This window comes from Clostridium sp. (assembly GCF_036639235.1).
Lineage (GTDB): Bacteria > Bacillota > Clostridia > Clostridiales > Caloramatoraceae > Clostridium_AB.
The window spans coordinates 1-15,100 of sequence record NZ_JAVWJB010000042.1; the positions used below are offsets into that span (position 1 = coordinate 1).

The 15,100-nt window shown below is 33.4% G+C and carries 14 protein-coding genes, 2 tRNA genes and 1 other RNA gene; 12 read left to right on the top strand and 5 right to left on the bottom strand.

Annotated elements, in window-relative coordinates:
* A partial coding sequence (locus tag RR539_RS08920; RefSeq protein WP_332474966.1) for an N-acetylmuramoyl-L-alanine amidase occupies window positions 1-831 on the top strand: 831 nt, incomplete at its 5' end.
* 367 nt (window positions 832-1,198) lie between these two features.
* Here the strand turns inward: RR539_RS08920 and RR539_RS08925 are convergent.
* The 4 genes from RR539_RS08925 to RR539_RS08940 all read right to left on the bottom strand — a co-directional run bounded on the left by RR539_RS08925 (window position 1,199) and on the right by RR539_RS08940 (window position 5,832).
* Entirely contained in the window at window positions 1,199-1,627 is a 429-nt protein-coding gene (locus tag RR539_RS08925) for a hypothetical protein (RefSeq protein WP_332474967.1), read from the bottom strand.
* 444 nt (window positions 1,628-2,071) lie between these two features.
* Entirely contained in the window at window positions 2,072-2,824 is a 753-nt protein-coding gene (locus RR539_RS08930) for a 5'-methylthioadenosine/S-adenosylhomocysteine nucleosidase (RefSeq protein ID WP_332474273.1), read from the bottom strand.
* Window positions 2,825-3,020: 196 nt separating this feature from the next.
* Window positions 3,021-4,097: a formate/nitrite transporter family protein gene (locus tag RR539_RS08935; protein ID WP_332474274.1), complete on the bottom strand. Its 1,077-nt coding sequence runs from the start codon at window positions 4,095-4,097 to the stop codon at window positions 3,021-3,023.
* A gap of 352 nt (window positions 4,098-4,449) precedes the next feature.
* Window positions 4,450-5,832, bottom strand: a complete 1,383-nt coding sequence (locus RR539_RS08940; RefSeq protein ID WP_332474275.1) for an MATE family efflux transporter — start codon at window positions 5,830-5,832, stop codon at window positions 4,450-4,452.
* 383 nt (window positions 5,833-6,215) lie between these two features.
* Between RR539_RS08940 and RR539_RS08945 the strand changes: the two genes are divergently transcribed.
* The 3 genes from RR539_RS08945 to tadA all read left to right on the top strand — a co-directional run bounded on the left by RR539_RS08945 (window position 6,216) and on the right by tadA (window position 7,283).
* Window positions 6,216-6,404: a Spo0E family sporulation regulatory protein-aspartic acid phosphatase gene (locus RR539_RS08945; protein ID WP_332474276.1), complete on the top strand. Its 189-nt coding sequence runs from the start codon at window positions 6,216-6,218 to the stop codon at window positions 6,402-6,404.
* Between the two features lie 46 nt (window positions 6,405-6,450).
* A tRNA-Arg gene (locus tag RR539_RS08950) sits at window positions 6,451-6,527 on the top strand.
* A 312-nt stretch (window positions 6,528-6,839) separates the two neighbouring features.
* Window positions 6,840-7,283: a tRNA adenosine(34) deaminase TadA gene (tadA, locus tag RR539_RS08955; RefSeq protein WP_442878406.1), complete on the top strand. Its 444-nt coding sequence runs from the start codon at window positions 6,840-6,842 to the stop codon at window positions 7,281-7,283.
* 227 nt (window positions 7,284-7,510) lie between these two features.
* Here tadA and RR539_RS08960 read toward each other — a convergent pair.
* Window positions 7,511-7,601: transfer RNA gene (locus RR539_RS08960), tRNA-Ser, on the bottom strand.
* A gap of 400 nt (window positions 7,602-8,001) precedes the next feature.
* Here RR539_RS08960 and RR539_RS08965 point away from each other — a divergent pair.
* The 8 genes from RR539_RS08965 to recR all read left to right on the top strand — a co-directional run bounded on the left by RR539_RS08965 (window position 8,002) and on the right by recR (window position 15,088).
* The gene (locus RR539_RS08965) at window positions 8,002-8,904 is read left to right on the top strand and encodes an FUSC family protein (RefSeq protein ID WP_332474278.1); all 903 of its coding nucleotides are present in this window, start codon (window positions 8,002-8,004) and stop codon (window positions 8,902-8,904) included.
* A gap of 43 nt (window positions 8,905-8,947) precedes the next feature.
* Window positions 8,948-9,466 carry a dihydrofolate reductase family protein gene (locus RR539_RS08970; protein WP_332474279.1) on the top strand — a complete coding sequence of 173 codons (519 nt, stop codon included), beginning with the start codon at window positions 8,948-8,950 and terminating at the stop codon, window positions 9,464-9,466.
* A 155-nt stretch (window positions 9,467-9,621) separates the two neighbouring features.
* Window positions 9,622-11,328, top strand: coding sequence for a methyl-accepting chemotaxis protein (locus RR539_RS08975; RefSeq protein ID WP_332483696.1), 1,707 nt, complete (start codon window positions 9,622-9,624; stop codon window positions 11,326-11,328).
* A gap of 152 nt (window positions 11,329-11,480) precedes the next feature.
* A complete protein-coding gene (locus tag RR539_RS08980) occupies window positions 11,481-11,795 on the top strand; it encodes a hypothetical protein (protein WP_332483697.1) in 315 nt (104 codons plus the stop codon).
* A gap of 295 nt (window positions 11,796-12,090) precedes the next feature.
* An RNA gene (gene ffs, locus RR539_RS08985) (signal recognition particle sRNA large type) lies at window positions 12,091-12,355 on the top strand.
* Window positions 12,356-12,459: 104 nt separating this feature from the next.
* The gene (gene dnaX, locus RR539_RS08990; protein ID WP_332474282.1) at window positions 12,460-14,088 is read left to right on the top strand and encodes a DNA polymerase III subunit gamma/tau; all 1,629 of its coding nucleotides are present in this window, start codon (window positions 12,460-12,462) and stop codon (window positions 14,086-14,088) included.
* Between the two features lie 58 nt (window positions 14,089-14,146).
* Window positions 14,147-14,476 (top strand): YbaB/EbfC family nucleoid-associated protein, encoded by a 330-nt coding sequence (locus RR539_RS08995; protein WP_332474283.1) that lies wholly within the window; start codon window positions 14,147-14,149, stop codon window positions 14,474-14,476.
* A gap of 18 nt (window positions 14,477-14,494) precedes the next feature.
* Window positions 14,495-15,088, top strand: coding sequence for a recombination mediator RecR (gene recR, locus RR539_RS09000; RefSeq protein WP_332474284.1), 594 nt, complete (start codon window positions 14,495-14,497; stop codon window positions 15,086-15,088).
* The last annotated feature ends 12 nt before the right edge of the window (window positions 15,089-15,100 follow it).

Here is a 15,100-nt window from a genome sequence, read left to right on the forward strand (position 1 = left end):
AGACCTAATATAAACGTTAGAGGAACTTCAGGAAATAATGAAGACCTAAAATATAAGGCATACATATATTCAAATAAGAAAAAAACTTGGACTGAGGCATCTGAATTTACATCAAGCTTAAAATCAGGAGAACTAGCAAGTATTAAGCTAACAACTCCACTTGAAAGTGGATATAATAAGATACAGGTTTGGGCTAAAAGGGAAACGGTTTCAGGTGATGTATATGAAGCATTTAAAACAATTGAGGTTTTTGCTAATAGACCATCCCCTATGAAAAAACTTGTAGTAGTAGACCCGGGACATGGAGGACGTGACCCAGGAGCAGGTTCAACCTCAGGAACTAAGGAAAAAGATATAGCACTTATAGTATCACTTAAACTAGGCAAACTACTTGAAGCATCAGGATATGATGTTATATACACAAGGGTTAATGACAATGTTAACTGGAATAGTTCAATTCAATCAGAGTCTTTAAGATATAGATATACCTTTGCTAATGAAAAGGGAGCAGATATGTTTGTTTCACTTCACTGTAACGCAGGAGGAGGAACTGGTATAGAAACCTATTATAGCAAGAAGTATCCAAATAAGGACAAGTTACTATCAGATACTATACAGTCAGAGTTAATAAAGGCAACCTCAATGGTAGACAGAAGATCTAAGGCTGGTAATTTCTCAGTTATAAATAATACAAAAATGCCAGCATCACTTGTTGAACTTGGATTTATAGATAATATTAGAGATGAAGCCAAGTTAAAGGATCCATTTTATCAGGATCAATGTGCAGAAGCAATCTCTAGGGCGGTAATTAAAACATTAAGCTTTCAGTAACATAATCTGGACAATTACATATATTATTGGTGAAGATAGAAGCCTTCTAAATTCAAACTAAATATAGGAGCTGATAATATGTGTTGTAATTCAAGATGTGAAAGAAAATGTGAAAGAAGATGTGGCTTATGTTGTTGTTTAAATTGGTGTAATCCTTGTTTAGGGTGGAACAGATGTAACTGTAATAGCCAGAATAATTGCAGAAATGAAAGAAACTGTAATAGAAGAAATAATTGTAACAATGGAAGCGGCTGGAGTAAGTGTGGTAATCATGGCTGCAACCATCAAAATAATTGTAATTGCTAATTTAAATTAGTCTAATTTATAAAGTTTAGGGGAAAAGGGAGCATTTAATATGCTCCCTTTTCTATTTCTTAAATTTACTTCCAACATAATAACCTAAAGGACAAGTAATAGCTGATATAACTGTTCCTATAAAAAAACAAATAAATCTTGGAGAATTAAAATAGTATTGTAACCCATAAATAGAACTACCATACCAAAGAGAAGGTAACCCTAATGAACCAGTTAAAGACTCAATTTCAAAGGCAATAGGAATAGAAGATATAAAACATATTCCAAAGTAAATTAAACAAAACTTAAGATACTTAGAATATCCCTTAACCCCAAAATAAACACTAATACCTATCCATAAAAGAAAATAAACTAAAGTAATATTAAAGTTATATAGCTCAGCACTAGAGCTCTTAAGCCAGTTTCCAAAATTAATATAGCCAGTAGAGTAGGTAACCACAATAGTAAAAATAGTAAGTAACCACTTATTACTTATCCTCATAAATAATCCCCTCCAAACATCATTACTACCATTATATACTATAAGAATTTGAATTAGTTACAATATAAGTAAAATACATTGACTTTAAGGCAATAAAAAAAGGCTTTGCTAAAGCCCGCCTCAAGTAGTTTAATTTATTGGAAATTTTACTAATATAACATTACATGATGTGTCCTTCTGACTTAGATATATATAAAGAAATAAAAAATCCTTATGTGAAAGAGTAGTCTCATGTATAAAATTGATATGGGATAGATTCATCGAGTTGGAACTTAGAGATTCTTAAATGCAAAATCCTGATAGACCTTAGAAAAAACCGTAGTGTTTGAAGCCTTTGGCTGAGTTTTACGGTTGTCTTAGGTATATCAGGATTTTGTGTTTTAGAAGCTCTTGTTACAATCTCGCTAGCAATCTAGCACATATCAATTTATACTGTACCAAGCTTTAAATAGATAAGCTTTTTATATATTCTTCTAATACGTATATAGTAAATTCCTGTGAATAATCACTTGAATCCTTGGCGAACACCTCAAGGTGATGCTCATTATTAGACACTACTCTTATTCCTAGGAATGGAATCTTATATCCCATAGCTATTTGGTTACAAGCAGCTGTTTCCATATCCTCACCTAGGGATTTAATATTAGTGTTAAAGTAGACAAGTCTATCAAGTTCCTTATTCCACTGGTCAGCAGATGCGAGGCACCCTACATAGGTATTACCCTTAGTATATCTTTCTGATGCTTTAATGGCTAAATTAACAAGGGTTTCGTCGCTTTTAAATGAAAACATCCTACGTACTCTACCCTCAATTACAACACTTGTTTTCATAGGTATCCAGTCACTTGGGTTAACCCCTGCACCTTCTTCCTTAAAATCCGATCTATATGAACCAATATTAATGCTTTCATTTCCAATTATAACGTCATACTTACGAAGTTTCTTATCATGACCACCTGCTGTTCCCTGGTTAATAATAGCGATAGGACTGTATCTTTCTATTCCAAGTACAGTTGCAGCAGAGGCATTAACCATACCCATTTCTGTTTTAGATACAACAACAGGATATCCATTAAGATTACCACAGTAGAATTTCCACTGGCCAATAGATTCTTCATGAAGATCACTTAAAGCATCAATAATGTTCTTTACTTCAATAATCATAGCTCCTTGAACTAGTATAGGTCTTTTTTCCAAATCAATATCAACTCCTAAATTAATTTCTCCTAAATAATAAGTTTATTATACATTAAAATAAAGGGAATGGAATAATTTAATAGTTTTTAGCATTTTAAGAAAATTATCAAAAAAAGAAAAAGAAGACCTGGTATAGATCTTCTTTTTCTTTAGAAATATAGAAATGTCTAGAGTTATATAAGAATTAGGGATTAGCTTAGTGACAGAAATAGTTACTTTCAAAATCCTTGTATCTTAAATCAAGGTTAGCTGAAGAAACTACTTCATACTTCATTTCAGGTATATAAACACGTCTATGTTTGTTAATGTCTACAACCTTTTCAAATTCCTTATCAATCTTCTCTTCAATTCTTTCACAAGCAATCTTAATTTCCTCGGTAGCCTTATGTGCTACTGAGTGGTCTGCAGCAGTTTCACGGGTAAATCTTTCAGGCTTAATAACAACTAGGTTAGTCTTATTAGCGTTTCTTGGAATATACTCAAATGCAGTCCAGTATGCAATTCCTACAAATATAATTCCTCCAAATGCATTACCAAGTGTAACAGGTAATATATTTGATGCAGCTGATTGTAGGGTTATTGCACTTAGCGTAGCATCGCTAACACCTGATAGTGCAACTAGTGTAGGATCAAGCTTTGCAATTAGTGAAGTTGAGAAGTAGAACATATTTGCAATACTGTTTTCAAATCCTGAAACAATGAATCCTGTAATTGCAACATATCCTAGGATTATTTTTGATGGAACACTTTTAGTTCCACATGCTCCCCACACACCTAGACAAACAAGGAAGTTACATAATATTCCGGCACTAAATGCAGCTCTTATATCAAGGCCTCCTTTGTAGGCTGTGGATTCAAATATATATGACATTAGTTGACCATTATTTGATGATAATAGTCCGCTAAAATAAATCAATGTACATACTAGGAATACTCCTACGAAATTAAATATATAAACAATTGAAAGATTTCTAAAAAACTGTGTAGCTGTAATTCTTTTTTGAAGGTAGGCCTGTATTGTCAGTACGTTACCTGTAAATAATTCTCCACCACATGTTAAAACAAGTATAAGTCCTATTGAAAAAAGTGAACCATTTACAAACTTGGAAACTGAAAAGTTATCTATGCTGTGTGCACCCATTGTAGCAGCGAAGCCACCAAAAGCAGTAAATGCACCTGCAAGTATTCCTAAAACTACAATCTGTTTTACAGTATAGTGGGAACACTTCTTAACTCCAAGCTCAATTGTGTTATTACAAGTCTCGCGTTTCAATGTCCTTCCTCCTTAAAATAATTGATTTACACTGATATGCTAAAACAATGCAACATTGTTATTAATATATCAAGGTCTAGAATCATTTTATATTATATCCTTTAAAAAGGAAAAGTCCGAAAGTAAAGGTTTTCTGCATATATTATCTTTTAAGGAGGTATACACGTAAATTACATAGGTATTCCTCACCGTATCTTCCGTTTTATAGCCCTTAATACCCCCTTGGTAGTTTCTACAAAGGGGTATGGATATAGGTATATTGATTTCGATAATGTCGAAATAATTGACATAAAAATAACAACAAATTGAAAATATGTAAATAATCAACCTGTTGTTATTTTTGAAATTTATATTAAATTACCTGTTTTAATTGAATTTCTTTGTTTAGTTTCTTTATTTCAAGGGTTATAAATATTCCTGTTAGCAGTGATGACAAAGCATCTGATATAGGTCCTGCTAAGTATACCCCATGTAGCCCTGCTACACGTGGCATAATGAAAAGTAATGGAAGAAGTATTATAACCTGTCTTGAAAGAGATAGGAAAATGGAGTACTTAGCCTTACCTACACATTGGAAGTAGTTAGAACTTACAATTTGGAATCCAACTATAGGTAGCATACATAGGTAAACCCTAAATGCATAGGTTCCCTGTTCAAGGAATTCCTTAAGTATAGTAGGATCTGACTTATTTGCAAATAGCATAATAATAGGCTCTGGGAATATAGCAACTAGTGCATAGCCTACAATAGAAACAACTGTTGCAGCTATAATTGCAAGGTTAAGGGCTTTTTTAACACGTGTATACTGCTTAGCACCATAGTTATAACCAATAATAGGTTGAACACCCTGATTAAGACCGAAAATAGGCATAAGTATAAACATGGTAACAGCATTAACTACACCCATTACAGCAATGGAAATATCACTTCCATGATAAACTAGCTGCTTGTTCATAACAACAGTAATTGCACTGGCAGCTATTTGCATTGCAAATGGAGATGCACCTATAGCGAATATACCTCTTATAATAGTAAGATCTAATATAAGGTATTTTTTTCGTATTTTAAGCATGCTCTTAGAGCTGTAGAAGTGGGCTATTACCCATATAAGAGAAGCTAATTGGGCAATAATAGTAGCAATAGCAGCACCCTTAATACCCATATCAAATCCAAATATAAATACAGGGTTAAGAATAGCATTAATAATTGCTCCTATAATCATGGTAGCCATTGCTATTTTAGGGTTACCCTCAGCACGGATAACATTATTAAGTCCAAATGATGTGGTACCAAATAGATTACCAAGTAAAATTATAAACATATAATCCCTAGAATAACTAAGAACCTGACCTGTAGCTCCAAAGGCTTCAAGTAGGGGGTCTAGGAATATAATACCTAAAACAGTAATTGCAAGTGATAAAATTACACTTAAAGTAATGGCATTTCCGAAAATATGCTCAGCGTTGTCGTGGCGCTGCTGACCTAGTCTTATAGAAATAAGAGCAGTTGCACCGATTCCAACTAGCATACCGAACCCCATTATTATATTCATAATAGGAAAGGCGATGGTTACCCCTGAAAGTGCTAAAGTTCCAACTCCTTGACCTACAAATATTCTATCAACAATATTGTAAAGTGCGTTAACTAGCATACCAACAATAGCTGGAATGGAGAATTTAAGTAGAAGTTTTCCTACGTTTTCTGTACCCATAATATTAGGGGAATCATTAGTCATTTTGTACTCCTCCTTTAGTAAAAAATAGACTACTTTAAGTTTGAAGCTTAAAGTAGTGTAATATTAAAATTATATACTTATTATGTTAAATTGCAACATTAAATTAAATGTAAACTAGTGATTAATCAAATGTTAATAAATTATGTAGGTGTCGAATTAGCACATACGAAATTATGTACTAGTTAGTATTAAAACTGAGAAAAAAAGCTAGCAAATTACATGAATAAGGTATAATTTTGTTGAAAAACATTCCAACATAGGATTTTGGTAAAAATCCTGTCTAACGTTTGAAATTGACTTATTTATCCTATTATCTTATGATTTATACATAGATATTATTACATTTAACTTAAAGTGAAATATCTTTTTAGGGAGGTTATTATATGGAGAATACTTCAGATTACAAGGTGAACTTTATGAGAGGTCAACTTCATAAAGAACTTGAAAATTGTACAAGCTTAACAGACGCCAGAGTAGTGGTTCTTAGCCAGTTACTTGATGAATTTGTAGTAGAGCGTCAAAAGCAACTGATTTCAAAAAATTATCAAAAATCAATTGCTATTCACATGTAGCAGTTATTGACAAGAGAAAACTAAATTTTTTATAATAATAGGGTTAGCACCTGTAGCTCAGTAGGATAGAGCGACGGTTTCCTAAACCGCAGGCCGGAGGTTCAAATCCTCTCAGGTGCACCATTTAACTTATTTTATTTTATTTAAGGGTAATAACTAACTTAATTTATTTTTATTTTTATAAGTTAACTAAAAGTAATAATATCTAAGAAACTTGAAAATAGACATAAGTTTTACTAATATAAGGCTACCTATATAGGTGGTCTTAAATTTTTTTTGTATATAAAATTATTATGTGTTGCCCTAAGTAAAGTTAAACTGTATTAATAGGTGAAGGTGATTTATAGCTATTTTTGACTTTTTAATTTAACTATTATACATTATATATATTAAATTAGTAGAAAGTCGGAGGAAGTCATATTGCATCAATACTTTATGTCCCTGGCTATTAGAGAAGCTATGAAGGCGGCTCAAATAGGAGAGGTTCCAGTTGGAGCTGTTATAGTTAAAGATAATCAGGTAATAGCATCTGCTTATAATATGAAGGAAAACTTAAAAAGCGCAACTGCCCATGCAGAGATGATAGCAATTAAGAAAGCATCAGATCTATTAGGTGGTTGGAGATTACTTGATTGTGATATATATGTGACTCTAGAGCCATGTGTAATGTGTGCAGGTGCAATTGTGCAGTCGAGATTTAGAAGAGTTATATTTGGAGCCTATGATAGAAGATTCGGAGGCTGTAGAAGTTTATATACAATACCTGATGATGGAAGACTTAATCATAGGGTAGAGATAATAGAGGGGGTTATGGAAGGTGATTGTAGCGCCCTATTATCAGATTTCTTTAAAAAAAGACGGGAAGGAAGTATCATTTAAATAAAAATACGCTAAAACACACTACAAAAGTAGGCGAGAGAATAGATGGAGACCGGGATTCCCGCCTGACTACGTCATGCTTTTAGCGTCAGGCATAGCCTTCCTTCCAAATAGCTAAAAATATGGATTTACCATATTTTCTTGACGCCATTTGCCTAAAGGTGGTTCGAATCCCTCTCCCCCCACCAAACAAAAAAACACACTACAAAAGTAGTGTGTTTTTTGTTTGGCGGAGAAAGAGGGATTCGAACCCTCGGTAGGGTTTCCCCTACACACGCGTTCCAGGCGTGCGCCTTAAGCCAACTCGACCATCTCTCCACATCATTGATATCTTGTACATTCTAACATAAATATATTCCCACTTCAATATAAATATGTTAATTATAAAGAAGGGGGAATATAAATATCAGTAATACCCTGTATTAAATTAGTGTGGCAAGTGACACACTTGCACACAGGAGGATATTAATAGTATTTCACTAATTATAGAAAATATTCCTTAATATAAAGTAAATTAAGCCCTACCCCTGAATAACTTTAAGTTAAACCAATAGTTATCAACACTATCAACAGAAAAATACATTAATTAATAAGAGAATCCACAGATAGTATTTCCTTATTAAATTTAATTTTTTATGTTTTGTTAAATAGTTATTTATAATATGTATTTTCTTGACTTTTTATGGTTTTTAAGAGTAAATATTATTAGGTGATGTATATGAAAATAGGTGTTAGAAATATAAAAACAGCAATAGCTGTATTTATATCAATATTATTATCCAATGCTTTTGAACTTCCCTCTCCATTTTTAGCAGGAATTAATGCTTTAATGATGATGGAAGCAAGTGTTGTAGGCTCTTTAAGAGCAGGTAAAGGACAAATACTAGGCACTCTATTTGGAGCTGCACTTGGATTTTCCTTTGTATTAATAGACCACGGGAATGTATACCTTGCGGCTATAGGGGTTATATTAATTATATCTTTATGTAATAGACTTAAGTGGGATCCGTATATAGCAACATCAGGAATTATATTTATATCTATATTATTTGGCCCGATAAACAGTACTAATGCATTAACATTTACATTGAATTCTGTTTTTGGAACAATGATTGGTATAGTTGTTGCAATAGGAGTTAATTTCCTTGTTGCACCTCCTAATCATACATATAGAATCTACAAAAGCGCACAGATACTTAGGGATAGAACCTCAGAGATTATTAAGCATAGATTATGTTATAAGGAAAATGTAGATACTTCAGGTTATTACAGGATGATTCAGAACCTAGAAAGTGACCTTAAGACCCATTTACAGGAGATAAGCATTAAAAAGAGCAAGCCAATAGATCTTGATAATATTAATAGATTTATATTTGCATATAAGAATATATATTTTCATCTTAAGGCTTTAAATGAACTTGATGAGAAGTTCTGTTTTACAGATGAGAATCTTGAGAAGATTAAGAGTATATTTGGAATAGACCCAACTACTCCTATGTGTGTAGATAATGAGGAATGTGTTATTTTTAATTATCACTCTAAGAAGATAATAGATGAGTTTATAGCTATTCAGAGTATAGTTATAACTCAAAGTGAAGACAAAATATATACAGAAGAATAATATAGAGTGTTCCTAAGGGAACACTTTTGTTTTAGGAGGAATTATGAAGTTAGTACTTAACTTAGCTATAAGTTTAGATGGGTATATATGTGATGAAAATGGAGGATTTGATTGGATTGCAGGAGACGGGGATAATTCACTAAACACCTCAAACAAAATGGAATTCAATGATTTTTTAGAAACTATAGATGTAGTAGTAATGGGTAAAAAATGTTATGATCAGGGATTTCATAAGGACTTTCAAGATAAAAAGGTATATGTAGCAACAAATACTCCCATGAATAATTATGATAATATAGAGTTTATTTCTGGTGATATATGTTCAATCATTGAAGATGATGTGTTAAATAGGGGTAATAATATATATCTATTTGGTGGTGGGATTGTTATAGACCCATTTATCAAGAAGAATATAATTGATGAATATATAATAGGTATAATTCCGACCATACTTGGAGGGGGAAGAAGATTGTTTTTAGAATCTAATCCTAAAATAGACCTTCACATGGAGGAATATTCGTCTAAAGACGGTGTAATGGTTATTAAATATACTAAGAGATAATAAAGGGACTTGATCAAATATTTAAATTTGACCAGGTCCCTTTTTACATCACAATTCCTTTACATAATTCATATACTGTACCAAACTTCTATAGCCGTATTTTCTAGGTTAAAGTTTTCCTATTCCTAATTGATTTTATGTTAGGAGGTTTTAGTATGTTTAAGTATCTATCTAAAAAGATAAAACTTTCCACTATGATTTATGCGGAAGTTATTATTATGTTTATTTTAGTTGCAGTTATAGGATTTGTAGCAGTTTTTCAACTAATAAATACGGCTAGTACAGGAAATGAAATGTTTAGTAACGCAATTAAGCGTTTAGACTATGCCTTTAAAGTTAATACAAATATGCTAGAGTATAGGCTTAATGCTAATAAGGGAATGTCAGGTGAGGATATGACTTCTGTTGACAATGCAATTCAAGTTGCCAATAAGAACTTGGATGAGGGTATTAAGGGATATTTAGCTTTGGAAGGGATTTCAGATGCTGATAAGGAGTTAATAGCCACTATTAATGAAAACAAACATAATTACGATGAAATTTGGCAAAAGGTAAGGGGGAGAATAATTGCAAATGAAGCAATACCTCAGGAAGAAAAGAACCTTTTAGCTAAGAGTGGAGATGCAATAGTTAAATCTGTACAGGTTGCTTTAGAGGCTACTATTAAGTCTGCTAATGGAACATTAACTAGTATTGATAGTAATGTTAGTAAGGCTACTGTGATTTTAATTTTAATTATAGCCTTCTCAGCAGCAATTTTAATCTTATTTTCAATTATATTTGTTGTTTATATTAAGAGATCAGTTAGTGATATATCTGAGGTTCTTGATTCTGTATCTAAGCTTGACTTTACAGTTGATATTCCATCTGATCAGAAAAATGAATTTGGCCTTATGAAGGCTAACTTAAAGAAAACAGTAGATGAGGTAGGAAATGCTATAGGGCAAGTGAAAGTTAAGTCTAATGGGATTAAGGATCAATCAAAGGTGCTTGCAGAGTCAGCAGGTCAAATAACCGATTCTATTAATGAAGTAGTTGAGGCTATAGGACAGGTTGCAAGTGGTGCTAATGAGCAGTCAGAAAAGCTTCAAAATGTTAACTACAAAATGGAAGGTTTTAGTGATAAGCTTGTTTCAATTATAGGAAGTATTAATGAGGTAGATAAGAAAACAGCTATAGCAAGTGAGCAAGCAAGAGATAGTAACCACCAGCTTGAAAGTGTTGTTTCAGCTATTAATGAACTTAAAGAGGCGTTTAGCAATATAACAAGTAAGGTTGAGTCACTATCAAGTAATATTACTAGGGTTTCTAAAATTACTGAAATGATTAATACCATTGCAGAACAAACAAACCTTATTGCACTTAATGCTGCGATTGAAGCTGCAAGAGCAGGGGAGTCTGGTCGTGGATTCTCTGTAGTTGCTGAAGAGGTAAGAAAGCTTGCTGAACAGTCAAAGAACTCGGTAAGTGATATTAAGGATATTATTGAAATGGTTATTATAGAAAGTGAATCTATGGAGGTAACTTCAAAGACTGTTGAGGAAAATCTAGATAAAGAAGTTAAGATTATGGAAAATGCGGTTCTATCATTTAAGCAAATAATAGATCTAATTGGGGAAATAGCTCCTAAGGTATTAAATATTTCTAAGGAAGTTGATGGACTAAACAAGGAGAGGGAAGGAATTCTAGAAAAGGTAGAGGAAACTTCATCTATTTCAGAGGAATTCTCAGCTACAAGTGAGGAGATTTCATCAGCTAGCCAAGAGGTATATGGTACAAGTGCTGAAATAGCAAACTCTACAAAGAAGATGCTTCAGGACTCTTTAGACATGATTGACTCTGTAGAGAAGTTTAAGCTTTAATTCACTTAGGTTAGGAGAATTTTAATGACAAAATGTTAAATTTTTGTTGCTACTAGTAATTACTAGTAGCATTTTTCATATTTATAGTTTATATTTCTTATATTAAGTTAATACTATAGTATATTGGAGTAAGAAGTTTAGGAGATGATGGTATGCTACCTTCACAGTATTTAATAAAAGGTTTAATTAATATGCCAATGATAATTGTGCTTGTTTTGGCACTAGGTGCAGGTGTTGTTGTATATAACACTAAGAACTCTCTAGTTAGGAAGATTACATATATAGGTCTAATTGCATCTGTATGTCTTATGATTACTATTAATATAGTAACCTTATATAAGGCTAATCCACCTAAGAGTGCTAGTAGTGCACCTATTAAGAAAAAACAAGAAAATATATATTTTTTTAATAGTCCAGATACTAGATATAGGGAAGGGAGTAGCCCTATGCTACCACCTATTGAATAGTTACAGAAAGTTTACGAAGATCTATACATAATATTAAAATTATCTATACTACAATTGTTGACATTTCCTTGTCGTAATTATAAGATAATTGTATAAACTCGTTAGTTTAAGAAAAGGTTTTTTATACAACGGATTGCTTGCGAAGGCTTGTAGTTCGTTGTTTTTATTTTTTTGACTATTATATATCGACAGCTTTAATTAGAATATAGGAAAATGATGTAGAGTCCTTTTCCTTGACCTTTAGATTGTTTGGATTTATAATGATATTACGATATTTAAATTTGTATATGTTTGGTCATGCTAGATGGGGAGGTAGCGGTGCCCTGTAACCTGCAATCCGCTGTAGCAGGGTTGAATTCCATTTTGAGGCTATGCTGTGTGGGGACTGACCATAGTAAGTGGTGTTGAAGATTGGGTCCTACGCAAGAGAAATCTGTGAACCTCGTCAGGTCCGGAAGGAAGCAGCGATAAGCGGAATTTTCTCTGTGCCGTAGAACAACCTGGTTAGAGCTAACTGCTGTGGTAACGCCTGTATAGTATAGTCAGGATTTGGTGCATGACCTTTAATTATAATATAAGCATAAATACTAACTTTAGAAGTTTTAAGTTACTATTTATGCTTATATTTTTACCCTAGACTGAAGAGGTGATGAACTTGGGTTACATGGCCCTTTATAGAGAGTTTAGACCTAAGTCCTTTGAGGACATGATAGGTCAAGACCATATAGTAACGACACTTAAGAATCAAATTACCAACAATAGAATAGCACATGCCTATTTGTTTACAGGAACTAGGGGTACAGGAAAGACTTCTACTGCTAAGATTTTTTCTAAGGCAGTTAATTGTCTAAATCCAATAGATTCTAGTCCGTGTAATGCTTGTCCTATATGCCTAGAGGCTAATGCAGGCACACTTTTAGACATTGTTGAAATGGATGCAGCATCTAACCGTAAGCTTGAAAATGCATTAGATATTATAGAAACGGTTAAGTATCCACCAACATCAGCTAATTATAAGGTATACATAATAGATGAGGTGCACATGCTTACAACACAAGCATTTAATGCACTTCTAAAGACAATAGAGGAACCGCCTGAGTATGTTATTTTTATTTTAGCAACAACAGACCCTCAAAAGGTTCCAGCAACTATTTTATCTAGATGCCAAAGATTTGACTTCAAAAGAATCAAGACTGATGATGCATTTTCAAGACTTAAGCATATAATAGATATGAAGGGTGTTTATGCAGAGGATAACGCATTAAGGGCAATAGCTAAGGTTTCTGAGGGGGCTATGAGAGATTGTCTTTCCATATTAGATCAGGCTATTTCAATGGGAGACGGCAAGGTTGATATGGAGCTTGTTTCATCAATGCTTGGTATTACTGGATCAGACAGTATTACAAGACTTGTTGATTATATGGCTAATGGGAATATTGAAGGGGCACTTTCAGAAATTGACTCTGTTATGATGTCGGGACGTGATATTGCACAATACGTTAAGGATATTATTAAGCATCTTAGAAATTTACTAGTAGTTAGAATAAGTAAGAATCCTTCAGGAACTATTGACCTTGGAGAAGATTCACTTAACAAGCTACTTGAACAGTCAAGAAAACTTCAGTATGAGGATATAGTTAGAGGAATTAATCTTTTCCTAGAGGCGGAACAGGAGATGAAGCAATCATCCCAGTGGAAAATAATACTTGAGATGTGCATTATTCGTTTCTCTAAAAGGGAATATGATCATTCTACTGAAACTCTACTTAAGAGAATATCTAGACTTGAGGATATTATAGAAAGTGGAAACATTAAGGTTACTACTACCTCAAGTGAAGAGGTGAAACCTCAGCACACTAAAGTAGAGGCAGCTCCAAAACCTGAAACGAGAAGCTTACAATTAGATGTAAGCCATAATCAGGAACAGGAAGCTTCAACAGGTGGAGGAATAACCTTAAACCATCAACAGGTACAGGGTGCATTAGTAGAGGTACTAAACGCATTAAGGTCTAATAAGAAGATGACTGTATATGCACATCTTGTTAATGGGACTATTAATAAGGTTGATGGGAATACTATATATATTGGATTTACAGAAGACTTTAAGTTTAGCAAAACAATGCTAGAGAAGCCGGAAAACACTAAGGGACTTCAGGGTTACTTTGAGAAGTTTTTAAATGGTAAGGTCTTTGTTAGATTTCTTTTAGATAAGGGACCTGACGATGATTTTAACCAAAGCATTAAGAATGCAAAGGCTATTCTTGGAGAAGACTTTGTCGAGGTAATTGAATAGTAAAATATTGAATGTTACAATATAATGAATTATATATCATTTTGAGGAGGGAATTTATATGTTCAAAGGTGGAATGCCAGGAAATATGAATAATATATTAAAGCAAGCTCAAAAGCTTCAAAAGCAGTTAGAGGAAACTAAAGCAGAGGTAGAAAACAAGGTTTTTGAAGCTACTGTTGGTGGTGGAGCTGTAACTGTTAAGGTTAATGGTAAGAAGGAAGTTGTAGAGGTTATCATTAAGGAAGAGGTTGTTGACCCAGATGATATCGAAATGCTACAAGATCTTATAATTTCTGCTGTTAACAGAGCCGTATCAGAAGCTGACAAAGAAATGGGAGCAACTATGGGCAAGCTAACAGGTGGAATGAACATGCCAGGTCTTTTCTAGACAGGGGAGGAATTTTAGGTGATATACCCACAATCAATACTTAAGTTAATTGAAGAATTCTCTAAACTACCAGGTGTAGGCTCTAAAACAGCCCAAAGACTTGCCTTCCATGTGTTGACTATGGATAAGGGTAACGTACAAAGATTATCTGAGGCTATTATTGAAGCTAAGGAAAATACTAAGTACTGCACTATATGTGGAAACCTTACTGATAAGGACCCGTGTATGATTTGTAGTAACAAGGCTAGAAGCGGTGAGACTATATGTGTTGTTGAGGACGCTAGAGATGTTATAGCTATGGAGAGAACAAGAGAGTTTTCAGGGCTATATCACGTACTTCAAGGAGCAATATCCCCACTACAGGGAATAGGTCCTGATGATATTAAGATTAAGGAACTTGTTACAAGAATGACCCCTGAGGTTAAGGAGGTTATACTTGCAACTAACCCTAATGTAGAGGGAGAAGCTACAGCTATGTATATATCAAGACTTCTTAAGCCGCTAGGTATTAAGGTTACTAGAATAGCCCATGGAATACCAGTTGGAGGAGACCTTGAGTATACCGACGAGGTTACAATTACAAGAGCCCTAGAAGGGCGCCGAGAAATATAAAAAGAAGCTGTA

What these genes read in the sequence shown, in the direction of transcription:
- RR539_RS08925 (WP_332474967.1), bottom strand. Translation starts at nt 1,627, where the DNA reads ATGAGGATAAGTAATAAGTGGTTACTTACTATTTTTACTATTGTGGTT.
- RR539_RS08945 (WP_332474276.1), top strand. Translation starts at nt 6,216, where the DNA reads ATGGAGAATACTTCAGATTACAAGGTGAACTTTATGAGAGGTCAACTT.
- RR539_RS08975 (WP_332483696.1), top strand. Translation starts at nt 9,622, where the DNA reads ATGTTTAAGTATCTATCTAAAAAGATAAAACTTTCCACTATGATTTAT.
- tadA (WP_442878406.1), top strand. Translation starts at nt 6,840, where the DNA reads ATGTCCCTGGCTATTAGAGAAGCTATGAAGGCGGCTCAAATAGGAGAG.
- RR539_RS08995 (WP_332474283.1), top strand. Translation starts at nt 14,147, where the DNA reads ATGTTCAAAGGTGGAATGCCAGGAAATATGAATAATATATTAAAGCAA.
- dnaX (WP_332474282.1), top strand. Translation starts at nt 12,460, where the DNA reads ATGGCCCTTTATAGAGAGTTTAGACCTAAGTCCTTTGAGGACATGATA.
- RR539_RS08980 (WP_332483697.1), top strand. Translation starts at nt 11,481, where the DNA reads ATGCTACCTTCACAGTATTTAATAAAAGGTTTAATTAATATGCCAATG.
- RR539_RS08940 (WP_332474275.1), bottom strand. Translation starts at nt 5,832, where the DNA reads ATGACTAATGATTCCCCTAATATTATGGGTACAGAAAACGTAGGAAAA.
- RR539_RS08970 (WP_332474279.1), top strand. Translation starts at nt 8,948, where the DNA reads ATGAAGTTAGTACTTAACTTAGCTATAAGTTTAGATGGGTATATATGT.
- RR539_RS08965 (WP_332474278.1), top strand. Translation starts at nt 8,002, where the DNA reads ATGAAAATAGGTGTTAGAAATATAAAAACAGCAATAGCTGTATTTATA.